Consider the following 15,210-nt stretch of genomic DNA (forward strand, 5'->3'; position numbering starts at 1 on the left):
GTTGATCGCGCGGGGGTTCTCGTTCCGCGCGCCGGCGCAAGTCTCAAACGCGCTGCCCCGGCCCGATTTCGTAGGGATGGGCGATACGCCGGAGGTACTCGGCGGGTCCGCGCGAAAGGCTCAGCGCCCCGCGTGAAAACGGCTATGCAGGGCCCGCACTCGCTCGGTCAGCTCCGGGAACGGTCCGGCGACAGGCACATTCGGGGCGACCTCATTGATGGCCAGCGGCGCCACCGGGGCGGGCGGTGCACCGAGCTCGGTCAGCCAGCCGACGAGTTGCTCGGTGGAGGCGGCATAGACGATGCGGCCCAGTCCGACCCAGGCATGCGCCGCCGAGCACATGGCGCAGTGTTCGCCGGAGGTGTAGACGGTCGCCGCGGCGCGCTCGGCCGGGGCCAGATGCTGTGCGGCCCAACGTGCCAGCGCGAATTCCGGATGCTGAGTGTGATCGCCGTCGGCCACGCGATTGCGATCCTCGGCGAGGACGCTGCCGTCAGCCGCGACCAGCAGGGAGCCGAAGGGTTCGTCGCCCGCATCGAGCGCCTCTTCGGCCAGTTCGACGCAGCGCTCGAGATAGCTCAGATCGTTCGCCATTCGACCAGTGTCGCCGAAGAACAGCGCCAGTTGTCCGCTGAGCGCCTGGTCGGAAGTTCTCCTCGTCATTCCGGCATGCTTTTGGTCGGAATCCACTGCCGTTCTCGGAGATCCCGGCCAAAAGCATGCCGGGATGACGGTGCGGTGTGCTCAGACAGCGAGCGGCGATCGGCCGAGCTCTTCGCGCAGTCGGTCCAGCGCCCGATGTTGCATCAGGCGGATCGCGTCGGGGCTGGTGCCCATGGCCGCGGCCGTGCGGTTCACGTTCCAGCCCAGGCCGACTCGCAGGAACAGCACGGTGCGGTGCAGCGGGCGCAGTCCGGCCATGGATTCGCTGGATAGCGCCCGCAGTGCGGTATCGGTCGGCCGATCGATGAGCCGCTCGGTCATGGCCGCACCTCCACTCGCATCTCATCGGGTTGTCCGCCCCGCATGCCGCCGCGATCCCAATCCGGCTGGCCGCCGGTCATACCGCCGCCATGCCAGTCGGGCTGCCCGCCGGTCATACCGCCGCGATCCGGGACCCACGGGTTGGCGGACCCGGGCGATCCGCTGGGCAGGAAGGCGTGGGCCGGGGCGGCCAGGACGACGGCGGCGCAGGCGCCGGCGAGGCCGGTGGCGAGGGCGCGGCGGACGGTGAACAGCGGCATGATTCTCCTGGTCGGAAGGGCGATATCGCCGGGTTGATCGGTTGCTTCCAGCCTAGGAACGGTGCTGTTCAGGGACGGCTAGCCGTTGGATAGAGATCGGTTAGAACGTGGTGGCGCTGACGGGTGAGCACCGGATGCGGGTACCGCGTGGCCCGTGGCTACTCGCGGTGGTATCGCTCCTGGGCGGTCGTGATGGCGCCGATATTGGACTCCAGGATCTCGATCAGGCCGATGAGCTGATCGGCGACCTGTGCGCCCAGATCGGTGAGGGTGTATTCGACGTGCGGCGGAATGGACTGCTGCACTTCGCGATGCACCATGCCGTCGCGTTCCAGGGTTTGCAGGGTCTGCGACAGCATGCGTTCGCTGATGCCGTCGACGCGCCGGCGCAGGGCGCTGAAGCGGTAGGGCCCGTCGCGCAGGGCGGCCAGGGCGAGCACGCCCCAGCGGCTGGCGACCTCCTGCAGGACGGGGCGGGAGACGCAGTTACGGGCGAAGACGTCGGCCTCCAGGGTGGGGTCGGACATCTCGGCCGGATCCGTGCTCATCATCCGAGATTACCTAACTTCCGGGTAGCGGTTCGGGAATAGCATGTGCTAACTATTAGTTAGTACATGCCGAGAGTGCAGTTCATTCCCTTACTCACCTGGAGGTAGTCATGACCGTCGCAGTCACCGGAGCCAGTGGTCAGCTGGGTCGTCTCGTCGTCGAGGCGCTGTTGAAGGAGGGGGCGAGCGTCGTGGCGGTGGTCCGCGATCCCGCGAAGGTCGCCGATCTCGCCGAGCGCGGCGTGGACGTGCGGCAGGCGAGCTACGACGATCCGGCCGCGCTGGACCGGGCGTTCGCGGGCGTCGACCGGGTGCTGCTGGTCTCCGGCAACGAATTCGGCAGCCGGGTCGCCCAGCACACCAATGTCGTGCGCGCCGCCGAGCGGGCCGGGGTGGAACTGCTGGCCTACACCAGCATTCCGAAGGCCGAGACGAACCCGATGATCCTGGCGCAGGAGCATCGCGGCACCGAGGCGGTGCTGGCGGAGGCGAGCGTGCCGACCGTGCTGCTGCGCAACGACTGGTACTGGGAGAACTTCGCGAGCGGCGTGCAGCAGGCGGCGCAGGGCGGCGTGCTCTACGGTGCGGCCGGGGCCGGCCGGGTGTCGGGTGCGGCGCGCGCCGATTACGCCGAGGCGGCGGCCAAGGTGCTGACCACCGACGGCCATGCCGGCAAGGTGTACGAGCTCGGCGGTGCGCCGCGCACCTATGACGAACTGGCGCAGGCTGTTTCGGAGGTGGCCGGCAAGCCGGTCCGCTATCAGGATCTGCCGCAGGCGGATTACGCGGCCGCGCTCGAAAAGGCCGGTCTGCCCGCCGATTACGCCGGTGTGCTGGCCGATGCCGACGCCGGGATCGCGAACGGCGTGCTCGATATCGACAAGGGTCATCTCGAGCAGTTGCTCGGCCGTCCGGCGACGCCCGCGGCCGAGGTCTTCCGCGCCGTGCTGGGCTGAGCGCCGTACTGAGCTGAGCTCGAAAGCGGCTCAGTACCAGTGGTTCGCCTGCCAGAACGCCCATGCGGCGTTCGGGCTGCCGTAGCGCTCGTTCATGTACCGATAGGCCCAGCGGAGCTGGGTGTGCGGATTGAACAGCCAGTCCGGTCCCTCGACGGTCATCTTGTGCGCGGGCAGGGCCTGCGGCAGCCCGTAGGCGCCGGAGTGCGGGTTGACCGCGAAGACCCGCCAACCGCTTTCGCGGGTGATGATCTGGTTGAACGACCACCACTGATCGGCCGGGACGATGGTGGCGGCCATGGCCTGCAGCGCCGGCCGCGGATAGTCGAAGGTGGGCTCGAGGGCGCTGCCCACCGAGGTGAGCACCGCGGCCATGCCCCGTCCGACGAGCGGGTCGGCCAGTAGCAGGTTCAGGGTGGTCGCGGCGGATCCGGCCCGGGTGGTCGCGCCCGCGAGGGCGTCGCCCAGTCCGGGATGGAATTCGGACAGGACCGCGGCGGCCTCGGGCGTCAGCTCGGACAGGGCCGCGAGGATCGCGGGATCGACGGGGGCCTCGGCCCGCGCGGGCGGGGCGGCCGCGATCGCCACGGCCGCGATGGCGGCCACGAGCAATCCGAGGCGACCCGGCATGTCCTGTCCTTTCGTGTCTGACGGTATTGATGCTGGTCACGCGATCACGAAAATCAGGACGAAGAGTATTTAAGAGCTGGCAGGACCGTCCAGTTGCTAACTCGCCGCGCCGGTCGGCGCGGCGAGTCGCATCCGTTTCACACTGGTCCGGCGACCGGTTACACCCACTGCACCAGCTGGATGACGATCCCGTTGGGGTCCTGCGCCTGGAAGTAGCGCTCACCCCACGGTTCGGTCTCGATCGGCGTCACGATCGGCACGCCCTCGGCGCGCACCCGCTCGTACTCGGCGTCGATGTCCTCGACCACGAACACCACGAGCAGCCCCTGTCCGGCCGCGCTCGCAATGCTCGCGGGCTTGAAGGTCGGCAGTCCGGTGCGCAGGTAGATGACAGTGAGGCCGGCGTCGTCGCGGCCCAGGGAGATGAAGCCGTCGGCCGACATCTTCTCGGCGAATCCGAAGTGGTCGATGAGGAACTGCGCCGAAGCGGTCGGATCGGCCACGTTCAGGGAGATGGCGGATTCGGTGATTTTCATGGGGCCCTCCTCGGCGTCGGTAATCTCTGTACTAAGTACGATATACTTTGTACGTAAATTCCCGCCGGGGTGCACTGTGACGCACCTCACGCCGATACCATCGCGGATGGAGGTGAGGCATGGGCGCACGTGAGCGAAGCGGTGCCGGAGACCCGGTGCGCACGCTGGAACTGCTGTGGCGCGAACCCGGACAGGGCGGTCCGGCGCGCGGGCCGAAGCAGCGCACGACACTGGATGCCGTCATCGCGGCCGCCATCGAGATCGCCGATGCCGAGGGGCTGAACGCGCTCACCATGCGGTCGGTGGCGGCGAAGCTCGGGGTGACGCCCATGGCCACCTACACCTATGTGCCGGGCAAGGCCGAACTCCTCGATCTCATGCTCGACACCGTGTACCAGCGGATGGAACGCACCGATCTCACCGGAATGCCCTGGCGCGAACGGGTTTCCGCGATCGCCGCCGAGAATCGCGCCATGCTGGCCGAGCATCCGTGGGTGGCGTACCTGCCCACCACCCGGCCGCCGCTCGGCCCGGGCGTGACCGTCAAGTACGACCATGAGCTGCAGGCCTTCGACGGTCTCGGGCTCAGCGATCTGGATATGGATTCCGCGCTCACCCATGTGCTCGGCTTCGTGAACTCGGTCGCGCGCATCGCCATCGACTCCGCGCGCGCGGCCGCCGACAGCGGGGAGAGCGATCACGAGTGGTGGGAGCGTGCCGCGCCGTTGCTGGAGCGCGTGTTCGACGCCGGCCGCTATCCGCTGGCGGCCCGGGTGGGCGCGACCGCCGGCCAGGCGCACGACAGCGCGTACAGCGCCGAGCACGCCTACCGGTTCGGATTGGCCCGCGTGCTGGACGGTTTGGCCGCCCTCATCGAAAACCGGTGAATCGCGCGCGACGCGCGGGCAGAATTTCAGCTATGCCGCATTCCATGCCGGCAATAGTCGCCGCCGAGATCTTCACCAAGGCAGCGCAGCCGGTGCTGCCGGTGGGCGAGGGCCTGGTGTTGCGGCCGTGGCTGCGCCGGGACGGGCCGGAGGTGTACGCGGCCTTCCAGGATCCGGCGATCCGGCGCTGGCATGTGCGCACCGCCGATTCGGTGGCCGAGGCGCAAGAGTGGGTGGAGACCTGGGCGCGCGCGTGGACCGGGTGCACGGACGCCAATTGGGCTGTGGCGGACAGCCGTTCGGGCCGGGTGCTGGGGCGGGTCTCGTTGCAGCACATGGTGCTGGCGCACGGTCAGGCGGCGGTGGCGTACTGGACCACGGCCGTGGCGCGCGGGCGGGGGATCGCACCGCGCGCGGTGCTGGCGCTGTCCGAATGGGCCTTCGAGGAGGCCGGATTCCATCGGCTGGAACTCCGGCATTCGGTGCACAATCGGCAATCCTGCCGGGTGGCGGCGAAGGCCGGATTCACTCTCGAGGGCGTGAATCGCAGCAGCTGGCTGCATGTGGACGGCTGGCACGACATGCATCTGCACGCGCGGGTGTGCGGCGATCCGATCGGCGCGGAGCGCGACGGCTACGACGATCAGTCCCGGGTGGTGACCAGGCCGATTCCGCGCACCCGGCGGCGGCACTGATGCGGAGCTAGTGGTCGGTCTGGATGCGCAGCGCGGTGATGGTGCTGGCCAGGCCCTCGTATTGGTTTGTCAGCAGCACGATTTCGATGAGCCGGCGCTCGTCGTAGTGCGCGGCCAGCGCCTTCCAGCCCTCGTCGTCGAGGTCGCGGGTGGTGACCAGCTGGTCGACGGCCGACAGCAGCGCGCGTTCCCGATCCGACCAGCCCGGGGCGGCGGGTCCGACGCGCAGGCGCTCGAGGATCTCCCGGGTGACCCCGGCGCGCTTGCCGAGCCGGATGTGATGCTCCATCTCGTATTCGCACTGCCGCAGATGGGCGACGCGCAGGATGACCAGTTCGGTGTCGTAGCGGCGCAGGCGGCCGCCGGGCATGAGCCGCCCGGAGTAGTGCAGCCAGCCGCGGAACAGTCCGCGGGTGCGGCCCAGCGTGCTGAACAGGTGGGCGTCCTCGGTGCCCGCCGCGCGGGAAAGTACCTGCCAGACGACCCAATTGATCGGTCCGAGCTCCCGGAAGCGGCCGGGGGCGATACGTGGCTCCATCGACACCATGCCTCACGCTAACAGGGTGTCCCAGTCAGCGGCTACCGCACGATCGGCCACGTCCCGGCGCGGTAGGGGTTACTCCCGTACGGCCTGTGCGAGTTTGGTGAGCTCCAGGGCGCGGCGGGCGCGGGTCAGCACGTGCGCCCGGGAGCTGGTGAGGTGGGCGTGCAGGGTGCGCAGGGCGGTATCCAGGTCGCCGGAGACCAGGTTCGTGGCAATGCCGATGTGGTCCTCGGTCATGGCGGCGATGCGTTCCGGGGTGGGCATGTCCAACGCGCGCACCGGCCGCACCCGGGCGTAGACCGTGTTCAAGGCGTCGGTGAGGGCCGCATTGCCGGAGGCCGCGAGCAGGGTGAGGTGGAACTGCTCGTCGGCGGCGGTGAGTTCCGCGCCGGGTTCGGGCGGCTGGTCGCGGAACCGCTGCCAGATATCGAGTTCCTTCTCGATGGCGGCGATATCGTGCCGCCGCGTGTGCGGTTCGAGATGGCGTTGAATTCCCCTGGACTCCAGCACTATCCGGAGTTCGTACAGGTCGCCGAGTTCGTCCACGCGCGGCCGATAGGGGTACAGGCCGTCGGGATGTCGTTCCAGCAGTCCGTCGGCGTAGAGGCGGGCGAGGGCCTCGCGGACGGGAGTGCGTGACACACCGTAGTTTTCGGCGAGCCGTTCCTCGCCGAGCCGTTCGGTGGGCACCAGCACCCCCGCCGCGAGATCTCGTTGCAGGGCCCGGTAGACCCGTTCGGACAGCGGGATACGCCCCCTGCGCGCCATCTCCGCGTCCGATCAGATCGCCATGGCCAGGCGCACGGCGGATTCCGCGCCCGCACCGCCCGCGCCCGAGGAGGTGACGCGACCCGATTGCAGGACGTAGTACTGGTTCGCGGCCTGCAGGGCGAAACCGATGTGCTGCTCCACCAGCAGCACGCTCAGGCCGCCGCGCTGGGTGAGATCGATAATGGTGCGTTCGATCTCGGCCACCACGGAGGGCTGGATGCCCTCGGTCGGCTCGTCGAGGATGAGCAGCTTCGGTTCGGTGATGAGGGCGCGGGCGATGGCCAGCTGCTGGCGCTGACCGCCGGAGAGCAGGCCGGCCTTGCGGGACAACAGCTCCCGCAAAGCGGGGAACAGGTCCAGGGATTCGGCGATCAGCTCCTTGCCGCGCTTGCGGCCGTCCGCGACCACTTGCAGGTTCTCCATGGTGGACAGCTGCGGGAAGGACTGCTGTCCCTGCGGCACATAGGCGATGCCCCGCTTGACCCGGCGCGACGGCGACAGCTTGGTGATGTCGTCGCCGTCGAAGCGGATGCGCCCGGACTTGGCGGGCAGCAGGCCGACGGCCGCGCGCAGCAGGGAGGTCTTGCCGGCGCCGTTGTGGCCCATGACGGCGACCACGCCGTCGGCGGGAACCGTCAGCGAGACACCGTGAATCACCTCGGTGCGGCCGTACGCCGTGTGCAGGTCAGTGATCTCCAGCATCGGCGGCCTCCTGTTCGTCGGCGGAGTCCGGGGCGGACTCGGTGCGGGTAGTACGGTCGGCGGCGGGCGGGAGTTCACCGGCGGCGGCGGTGCCGAGGTAGACCTCCTGCACCTTGGGATCGGCCTGCACCTGTTCGACGGTGCCCTCGCTGAGCACCCGGCCGCCGGCCAGCACGGTGACCGAGGTGGCGAAGGCGCGCATGAAGTCCATATCGTGCTCGACCACGATGACCACGCGGTCACCGCCGATGCGGTGCAACAGGTTTCCGGTCTCCTCGCGTTCCTCGGCGCTCATGCCGGCGACGGGTTCGTCGAGCAGCAGCACCGAGGCGTTCTGGACCAGCAGCATGCCTATCTCCAGCCACTGCTTCTGGCCGTGCGCGAGAATGCCGGCGGGCTTGTCGCGCAGCGCGGTGAGGCCGATCGTCTCGAGGGCTTCCTCGATGGCGGGCAGCACCGATCTGCGCCGGCGCAGCAGGGTCAGCGCGGAACGCCCTGCGCCGGCGGCGATATCGAGATTCTGCAGGACGGTGAGCTGCTCGAAGACGCTCGCGGTCTGGAAGGTGCGGCCCACGCCGAGGCGGGCGATCTGGTGCACCTTCTTGCCGATGAGTTCGGTGCCGGACTTCTGCGCGGAGCCGGTGGCGGGGACCAGGCCGGTGATGGCGTCGATGAGCGTGGTCTTGCCCGCGCCATTGGGTCCGATGAGGAACCGCAGATCGCCTTGCAGGACAGTGAGATCCACGTCGGAGACGGCCTTGAAGCCGTCGAAGCTGACCGACAGGCCCCGGATTTCGAGGTAGTCGCTGTCCATGCCGGCATTGCCGCCGATTTTGGGTTCGTGCACGGGGGCGGTCATCGCGCGTCCACCTTTTCTTCCGCGGGTGCTTCCGGTTCCGGGCTCTCGGCCTCGGCGACGATGGCCTCCGCCTCGTTCACCGGGGATGCGGTCTTCGCGGGCTTGGCTCCGCGCACCTTCTCCACCAATTGCTGTGCCAGCGAACCGAATCCGGCGAGACCGGCGGGCAGGAAGCCGACCACCACGATGAACAGCGCGCCCTGCAGATAGGTCCAGGCCGACGGGAAGTTCTCGGAGAAGGAGGTCTGCGCCCACGCCACGCCGATGGCGCCCAGCACCGGGCCCAGCAGGGTGGTGCGGCCGCCGATGGCGACGCCGATCAGGAAGGCGATGGAGGGGACGACGCCGATATCGGCGGGGGAGATGATGCCGACGATGGGGGTGAACAGCGCGCCCGCGATACCGGCGAAGAACGCGGCCACCACATACGCGACGATCTTGATATTGGCCGGGTCGTAGCCCAGGAAGCGCACCCGCTCCTCCTGATCGCGCACGGCCACCAGCAGTTCGCCGTAGCGGCTGTGCATGAGCTGGCGCGCGATGGCCACCACCGCGAGCAGCGTGCCCGCGGCGATGAAGAACAGCATCTGCCGATTCACCGGATCGCTGAGCCGGAATCCGAAGAAGGAGCGGAAGTCGCTGAGGCCGGTGAACCCGCCGATGGTCTGCTGCCCGGTGAGCAGGATGGCCAGCGCGGCCGCGAGCGCCTGGCTCAGGATTGCGAAGTACGCGCCCTTGACGCGGCGCTTGAACACCCCGTAGCCGAGCACGGCGGCAATGGCGGCGGGCAGCACCAGAATGCCGAGGATCGCCACCAGCGGAGACTCGAAAGGCTGCCAGTACGAGGGCAATTCGGCGATACCCGCGATCACCATGAACTCCGGCAGGCCCTCGCTGGACTTGGCGGCATCGGCCATCTGCATGTGCATGGCCATGATGTAGGCGCCGATGCCGAAGAACACGCCCTGGCCCAGGGTGAGCATGCCGCCGCGCCCCCAGGCCAGGCCGATGCCGACCGCGACGATGGCGAAGCAGAGGAACTTCGCGAGCAGGCTCAGCCGGAAGTCGCTGAGCACGGCGGGCGCCAGGCCGAACAGCAGCACGGCCGCGACCGCGAAACCGCCCCACACTCGAAGGGAAGACTGTGCGCCGAGACGCTGGACGATGGTCATGCCAGGCTCCTCGTACGGACGGTGAACAGACCTTGCGGGCGCACCTGCAGGAAGATCACGATCACCACGAAGACGATCACCTTGGCGACCGACGCGGTGGTCGAGTATTCGACGAACGAATTCAGCAGGCCCATGCCGAAGGCCGCGATGACGGTGCCCTTGATCTGGCCGAGGCCGCCGATGACCACCACGAGGAAGGCGTCGACGAGATAGGACTGGCCGATGGTGGGGCTGGTGGAGCCGATGAGGGTGAGCGCCACCCCGGCCACGGCGGCCAGGCCGGAGCCGATGAAGAAGGTGCTCACATCGGTGAAACGGCTGGAGATGCCGGAGGTTTCGGCGAGACTGCGATTCTGGACCACGGCGCGAATGCGGCGGCCCAGCGAGGTGGTCTTGAGCGCCATGGCCAGTGCGATCACCGCGATGACGGCCAGCACCATGATGAAGATGCGGGTCTTGGGGACCACGGTGCCGAGAATGTCGATGCCGCCGGTGAGGAATTCCGGGATCGACACGTTCTTGGCCTGTGCGTCGAAGATATTGCGGGCGGCCTGTTGCAGGATCAAGCCGACGCCGAAGGTGACCAGCAGGGTGTCCAGCGGCCGGTCGTACATCCAGCGGATGAGCCCCATTTCCAGGGCCGCGCCCAGCAGGCCGCCGACCAGGAAGCCGGCGAAGAGGGATATGATCAGCGCCACGCCCGTGGACGAAACCACTTGCTGCACAACGAAGGTGGTGTAACAGCCGGCCATGATGAATTCGCCGTGCGCCATATTGATCACGCCCATCTGACCGAAGGTCAGCGATAGGCCCAGCGCGGCGAGCAACAGAATCGAGCCGAGACTCAAGCCCGTGAAGAGCTGTCCGACAGCGACTTCCATGATGTGTACCTCGTGAGATCTTGCGGTGGGCGGAGCCGCCGAACGGCCGGTGCGACGCCCCGCACCGGCCGCCCCCTCATCGGCGGCTACCGAATTACTTGAGGCCCTTGGCCCACTCGTAGGACTTCAGGTACGGGTCGGGCTGCACGGCCTTGCCGGAGTCCCAGACCGTGTAGATGAGGCCGTCGGCGCGGATCTCGCCGATGCGCGCGGTCTTGGTGATGTGGTGGTTGGAGCCGTCGATCACGACGGTGCCCTCGGGGGCGTCGAAGCTGACGCCGTCGGCATTGGCCTGAATGTCGGCCACGGCGAAGGACTTCGCCTTCTCCACGGTGTTCTTCCACAGGAAGACCGAGGCGTAGGCGGCCTCCATCGGATCGGAGGTGGGCTTGCCGGCGCCGAAGGCGGCCTTGTACGCGTCGACGAACGCCTTGTTGGCGGGGGATTCGACGGTCTGGTAGTAGTTCCACGCGGTCAGCTGGCCGACGATGTTCTGCACGCCGATGCCCGCGACCTCCTCCTCGGCGATGGACACCGAAACCACCGGCATGTCAGCGGCTTTCAGGCCCGCATTGGCGTACTCGCGGAAGAAGGCGACATTGGAATCGCCATTGAGGGTGTTGAACACCGCGCCCGCCTTGGCGGAACGCACCTTGTTCACGATGGTGGAGAAGTCGGTGGAGCCCAGCGGCGCGTAATCCTCGCCCTTGATCTCCATGCCATTGGCGGCGGCCCAGGCCTTGATCTCGCGATTGGCGGTCTGCGGGAAGACGTAGTCCGAGCCGACCAGGTAGAGGGAGGTGACGCCCTTCTGCTTCAGGTAGTCCAGCGCCGGAATGATCTGCTGATTGGTGGTCGCGCCGGTGTAGAAGATGTTCTTGCTGTCCTCCAGGCCCTCGTACTGGACCGGGTAGTAGAGCAGCGAGTTCAGCGATTCGAACTTGGGCTTCATGGCCTTGCGGGACGCGGAGGTCCAGCCGCCGAACACCGCGGCCACGCAGTCGGAGGAGATGAGCTTCTCGGCCTTCTCGGCGAAGGTCTTCGGGTCGGACGCGCCGTCCTCGGTGACGATTTCGATCTTCTTGCCCAGCACGCCCCCGGCCGCGTTGATCTGGTCCACGGCGAGCTTGGTGGAGTTGGCGACGGTGACCTCGGAGATGGCCATGGTGCCGGTCAGCGAGTGCAGCGAACCGATCTTGATGGTGTCCTTCGAGGTGTCCACGCAGGACTCGGCGCCGGATCCGGTCGCGGTGTCGCCATCGCGCGACCCGCAACCGGTGATCAGCACCGCGGACAGCGCCAGCGCGGTAGGAATGGTGATCGCCTTGATCAGGCGCCGCGAGCGATCTCGGCGGATGGAATCTTGCATGGGGCGGACCCTTCTCACTTCACGATGTCCGGCAGCACCGAACCTTCCGAATACCGCCGCGTATACAGCGGTGTATTCGTGGGCAGAACGGTAAACGGGAAGTGTTGCGCCGGAATGACTCTCGGTGACACTCCGATTGCTGATGTTTCCGCGGCGTGAATTTCCGCTCACCGCGCTCCGATTCGAATCGGCAGGTGCGGTGTCGGCGCAGGTGAGAAGCCGGACGTCAGTGAATGACGTAGGGGGAGATGGAGCTTCGGTGTTCGCTGATGTCGAGGGTTTTGCCGAGGGGCGGGAAAGCGCGCTGGGGGCATTTGGTGCGCTCGCAGACGCGGCAGCCGGCGCCGATGGGGGTGGCCTTGGGGTCGTTGAGGTCCAGGCCGTCGGCGTAGACCACACGGCCGGCATGGCGGAGTTCGCAGCCCAGGCCGATGGCGAAGATCTTGCTGGGTTCGCCGTAGCGGGTGGCGCGGCGTTCGACGGTGCGGGCCACCCACAGGTATTTGCGGCCGTCGGGCATTTGGGCGATCTGGGTCATGATCTTCGCGGGGTAGGCGAAGGTCTCGTACACATTCCACAGCGGGCAGGTGCCGCCGGAGGAGGAGAAATGGAAACCGGTGGCGGACTGACGTTTCGACATATTGCCCGCGCGGTCGACGCGCACGAAGGAGAAGGGGACGCCGCGTAGTTTCGGGCGCTGCAGAGTGGAGAGGCGGTGACAGATCGTCTCGTAGCTCTGGGTGAAGAAGGCCGACAGGCGCTCGATGTCGTAGCGGAAGTCCTCGGCCACTTCGTGGAAATGGGTGTAGGGCAGGACGGTGGCCGCGGCGAAATAGTTGGCCAGGCCCAGTTTCGCCAGCACCCGGGATTCGGGGCTGGAGAAATTGCCCTCCTCGACGAGCTTTTCGATGAGGTCGCCGCATTCCAGATAGGCCAGTTCCGCGGCCAGTTTGAAGACCCGCTGGCCGCCGGAGAGATGCGGGGCGATCTCCAGGCGGCGCTGCTCGGGATCGTAGCGGTGCAGCACGCCGTCGCCCAGGTCGATGCGCTCGACGATCTGCACGCCGTGCGCGGTGGTCAGCCGGCGCGGGATCTCGCGTTTGAGATCGCCGCCGTGGAAGCGCATGCGATTGGTCAGCTCTTCGGCGGCGGTATCGAGTTCGTGAATGTAGTTCTGGCGCTGATAGAAGTAGTCGCGCACTTCCTCGTGCGGTTTGGAGATGGCGCCGGAACCGGAGCCGTCGGGGGCGAAACGGTCCTCGGTGGCGGCGGCCAGCTGCGCGGTCGTATTACGGTAGCGCCGGTGCATATTGACCATGGCGCGGGCCAGACCCGGGTGCGCGGACACCATTTCGGCGATTTCCTGGGCATCGGCCTCGATGCCCAATTCCTGATCCATGACGACCTCTTGCAGTTCCGCGATGAGGCGGGTGTCGTCCTGGGAGGAGAAGAAGCCGGCGTCCACCCCGAAGACCTCGCTGATACGCAGCAGGACCGGTACCGTGAGCGGGCGGACGTCGTGTTCGATCTGATTCAGGTAGCTCGCCGAAATCTCCAGCTTCTTGGCCAGGGAGACCTGGCTCAGCCCGCGTTCGGTACGCAGCTGGCGGAGCCGCGCGCCGACGTAAGTCTTGGCCATGTGCCCAGTTTATGGGCGGTTTCGCAGGCGTGCCAATCGGGAAATTAGCACTGCTGCTCGCGGCCCGGATTCCGGGCACGACGGCGAAGTCACGCAACCTGTCGGGGCTTGGGGATACCGTCGAATCGTGCTCTTGTCGGATGTGGTGGAAGCGTCGGCGGCGGTGCGGGCCACCTCGTCGCGGAAAAACAAGATCAAAACTTTTGCCGAGCTGCTGGGTGCGACCGCGCCGGAGGAATTGGCGCAGGTCGTGGCCTGGCTTTCCGGTGAATTGCCGCAGGGGCGGATCGGCACCGGATGGCGAACGCTGACCGCCATGGAGGTGCCCGCGGCGACGGCCCCGACCCTCACCGTCGGGGATGTGGACGCGGTCCTCACCGAACTGGCCGCGGTGAGCGGCAATGGTTCGACGGCCCGGCGGCGGGAATTGCTGGCTACCCTGTTCACGGCCGCCACCCGGGACGAATACGACTTCCTGCTGCGCCTGCTCACCGGGGAGATGCGGCAGGGCGCGCTGACCGCCATCGTGGCCGAGGCGGTGGCGGTGGCCTTCGGGGCGCCGATCGAAGCGGTCCGGCGGGCGCACATGCTGTCCGGGCGACTACCGGTGACCGCGGTGGCGGCGCGCGCCGGCGGGGCGGCGGCGCTGGCCGCGTTCCGGCTGGAGGTCGGGCGTCCCCTGCAGCCCATGCTCGCCTCGCCGGGTGCGGCGCTGGACGCGGCCATGGCGGAATTCGAGGGCGCGGTCAGCGTCGAGCACAAGATGGACGGTGCGCGCATCCAAGTGCATCGCCAGGGTGACCGGGTGTGGGTCTTCACGCGCACGCTGCGCGACATCACCGCGAGCGTGCCCGAACTGGTGGGACTGGTGCGCAAGCTCGACTGCGCGAGCGTGGTGCTGGACGGAGAAACGCTGGCGCTCAACGATTCCGGGCGGCCCCGGCCCTTCCAGGAGACCATGAGCCGGTTCGGCGCGACCAGCGCGCAGGAACTGCTGCTGCATCCGTACTTCTTCGACTGCCTGCACCTCGACGGCGTGGACCTGCTCGACGCTCCGCTGCGAGAGCGGCGCGCGGCGCTGACCGAAGTGGCGGGCGGGCTGAGCATTCCGGCGCTCATCACACCGGATCCGGAGGCGGCCGCCGAATACTTCGACGGCGCGCTGGCGGCCGGGCACGAAGGCATCATGATCAAATCGCTGGACGCGCCCTATGCCGCCGGGCGGCGCGGCCGCGCCTGGCAGAAGATCAAACCCACGCACACCCTCGATCTGGTCGTCCTGGGCGCGGAGTGGGGCTACGGCCGCCGCACCGGCTATCTGTCCAATCTGCATCTGGGCGCGCGGGATCCCGACGGCGGCGAGCCGATCATGGTCGGCAAGACCTTCAAGGGCCTCACCGACGCCCTGCTGCAGTGGCAGACGGCGGAATTCCCGCGCCACGAGCGCGAGCGCGACGCCACCACCGTCTACCTGCGCCCGGAACTGGTGGTCGAGATCGCCATCGACGGCGTGCAGGTCAGCCCCCGCTACCCGGGCGGCGTGGCGCTGCGCTTCGCCCGGGTGGTGCGGTACCGCCCCGACAAGGAACCCGACCAGGCCGACACCATCGACGCCATTCGCGCGCTACTACCCAAGGGCGCGGCCGCGATAGCCGACGCTGCGGTCGAGGCCTGACCACCTGGCCACAGCCCCCTCCCTGGTCATTCCGGCGTGCTTTTGGCCGGAATCCACACCGTGGAGCGAGATTCCGGCCAAGAGCACGCCGGAATGACAGTG

General features: G+C 68.0%; 18 protein-coding genes. 4 read left to right on the top strand and 14 right to left on the bottom strand.

Annotation, left to right across the window (positions count from 1 at the left end; translation table 11 throughout):
• Positions 1 to 120: 120 nt before the first annotated feature.
• The 4 genes from ACFVIV_RS26715 to ACFVIV_RS26730 all read right to left on the bottom strand — a co-directional run bounded on the left by ACFVIV_RS26715 (position 121) and on the right by ACFVIV_RS26730 (position 1,792).
• Entirely contained in the window at positions 121 to 594 is a 474-nt protein-coding gene (locus tag ACFVIV_RS26715; RefSeq protein WP_379201079.1) for a nucleoside deaminase, read from the bottom strand.
• Between the two features lie 150 nt (positions 595 to 744).
• Complete coding sequence (locus tag ACFVIV_RS26720; protein ID WP_379200844.1) at positions 745 to 984, bottom strand: sigma factor-like helix-turn-helix DNA-binding protein; 240 nt, start codon at positions 982 to 984, stop codon at positions 745 to 747.
• A complete protein-coding gene (locus ACFVIV_RS26725; RefSeq protein WP_379200846.1) occupies positions 981 to 1,244 on the bottom strand; it encodes a hypothetical protein in 264 nt (87 codons plus the stop codon). Before ACFVIV_RS26725 ends, ACFVIV_RS26720 begins: the two co-directional genes overlap by 4 nt.
• A 158-nt stretch (positions 1,245 to 1,402) precedes the next feature.
• The gene (locus ACFVIV_RS26730) at positions 1,403 to 1,792 is read right to left on the bottom strand and encodes a winged helix-turn-helix transcriptional regulator (RefSeq protein WP_379200848.1); all 390 of its coding nucleotides are present in this window, start codon (positions 1,790 to 1,792) and stop codon (positions 1,403 to 1,405) included.
• 110 nt (positions 1,793 to 1,902) lie between these two features.
• On the opposite strand from ACFVIV_RS26730, the gene ACFVIV_RS26735 reads away from it, so the two are divergent.
• Positions 1,903 to 2,748, top strand: a complete 846-nt coding sequence (locus ACFVIV_RS26735; protein WP_379200850.1) for an SDR family oxidoreductase — start codon at positions 1,903 to 1,905, stop codon at positions 2,746 to 2,748.
• Positions 2,749 to 2,778: 30 nt separating this feature from the next.
• Here ACFVIV_RS26735 and ACFVIV_RS26740 read toward each other — a convergent pair whose 3' ends face one another.
• Together ACFVIV_RS26740 and ACFVIV_RS26745 are read right to left on the bottom strand one after the other, a co-directional pair.
• On the bottom strand, positions 2,779 to 3,378 hold the full coding sequence (locus ACFVIV_RS26740; RefSeq protein WP_379200852.1) for a transglycosylase SLT domain-containing protein: 600 nt from the start codon (positions 3,376 to 3,378) through the stop codon (positions 2,779 to 2,781).
• A gap of 158 nt (positions 3,379 to 3,536) precedes the next feature.
• Positions 3,537 to 3,914: a VOC family protein gene (locus ACFVIV_RS26745; protein ID WP_379200853.1), complete on the bottom strand. Its 378-nt coding sequence runs from the start codon at positions 3,912 to 3,914 to the stop codon at positions 3,537 to 3,539.
• A 119-nt stretch (positions 3,915 to 4,033) separates the two neighbouring features.
• Here ACFVIV_RS26745 and ACFVIV_RS26750 point away from each other — a divergent pair, with 119 nt between their 5' ends.
• Positions 4,034 to 4,801, top strand: a complete 768-nt coding sequence (locus ACFVIV_RS26750; RefSeq protein ID WP_379200855.1) for a TetR/AcrR family transcriptional regulator — start codon at positions 4,034 to 4,036, stop codon at positions 4,799 to 4,801.
• Between the two features lie 32 nt (positions 4,802 to 4,833).
• The gene (locus ACFVIV_RS26755; protein ID WP_379200857.1) at positions 4,834 to 5,496 is read left to right on the top strand and encodes a GNAT family N-acetyltransferase; all 663 of its coding nucleotides are present in this window, start codon (positions 4,834 to 4,836) and stop codon (positions 5,494 to 5,496) included.
• Positions 5,497 to 5,503: 7 nt separating this feature from the next.
• On the opposite strand, the gene ACFVIV_RS26760 is transcribed toward ACFVIV_RS26755, so the two are convergent.
• The 8 genes from ACFVIV_RS26760 to ramB form a co-directional block, all read right to left on the bottom strand.
• The gene (locus ACFVIV_RS26760; RefSeq protein ID WP_379201081.1) at positions 5,504 to 6,034 is read right to left on the bottom strand and encodes a carboxymuconolactone decarboxylase family protein; all 531 of its coding nucleotides are present in this window, start codon (positions 6,032 to 6,034) and stop codon (positions 5,504 to 5,506) included.
• Between the two features lie 78 nt (positions 6,035 to 6,112).
• Positions 6,113 to 6,808 carry a GntR family transcriptional regulator gene (locus ACFVIV_RS26765; RefSeq protein WP_379200859.1) on the bottom strand — a complete coding sequence of 232 codons (696 nt, stop codon included), beginning with the start codon at positions 6,806 to 6,808 and terminating at the stop codon, positions 6,113 to 6,115.
• Between the two features lie 12 nt (positions 6,809 to 6,820).
• Positions 6,821 to 7,513, bottom strand: coding sequence for an urea ABC transporter ATP-binding subunit UrtE (gene urtE, locus ACFVIV_RS26770; protein WP_379200861.1), 693 nt, complete (start codon positions 7,511 to 7,513; stop codon positions 6,821 to 6,823).
• On the bottom strand, positions 7,497 to 8,372 hold the full coding sequence (urtD, locus tag ACFVIV_RS26775; protein ID WP_379200863.1) for an urea ABC transporter ATP-binding protein UrtD: 876 nt from the start codon (positions 8,370 to 8,372) through the stop codon (positions 7,497 to 7,499). Before urtD ends, urtE begins: the two co-directional genes overlap by 17 nt.
• A complete protein-coding gene (gene urtC, locus ACFVIV_RS26780) occupies positions 8,369 to 9,544 on the bottom strand; it encodes an urea ABC transporter permease subunit UrtC (RefSeq protein ID WP_379200864.1) in 1,176 nt (391 codons plus the stop codon). The genes urtD and urtC overlap by 4 nt, the downstream gene beginning before the upstream one ends.
• On the bottom strand, positions 9,541 to 10,425 hold the full coding sequence (gene urtB / locus ACFVIV_RS26785; RefSeq protein WP_379200866.1) for an urea ABC transporter permease subunit UrtB: 885 nt from the start codon (positions 10,423 to 10,425) through the stop codon (positions 9,541 to 9,543). Before urtB ends, urtC begins: the two co-directional genes overlap by 4 nt.
• A gap of 94 nt (positions 10,426 to 10,519) precedes the next feature.
• Positions 10,520 to 11,794: an urea ABC transporter substrate-binding protein gene (urtA, locus tag ACFVIV_RS26790; RefSeq protein ID WP_379200868.1), complete on the bottom strand. Its 1,275-nt coding sequence runs from the start codon at positions 11,792 to 11,794 to the stop codon at positions 10,520 to 10,522.
• A gap of 226 nt (positions 11,795 to 12,020) precedes the next feature.
• Complete coding sequence (ramB, locus tag ACFVIV_RS26795; RefSeq protein WP_379200870.1) at positions 12,021 to 13,433, bottom strand: acetate metabolism transcriptional regulator RamB; 1,413 nt, start codon at positions 13,431 to 13,433, stop codon at positions 12,021 to 12,023.
• A gap of 127 nt (positions 13,434 to 13,560) precedes the next feature.
• Between ramB and ACFVIV_RS26800 the strand changes: the two genes are divergently transcribed.
• Positions 13,561 to 15,108 (top strand): ATP-dependent DNA ligase, encoded by a 1,548-nt coding sequence (locus ACFVIV_RS26800; protein ID WP_379200872.1) that lies wholly within the window; start codon positions 13,561 to 13,563, stop codon positions 15,106 to 15,108.
• Positions 15,109 to 15,210 lie beyond the last annotated feature (102 nt).

The sequence above is a fragment of the Nocardia sp. NPDC127526 genome, from assembly GCF_042672265.1.
GTDB lineage: Bacteria > Actinomycetota > Actinomycetes > Mycobacteriales > Mycobacteriaceae > Nocardia.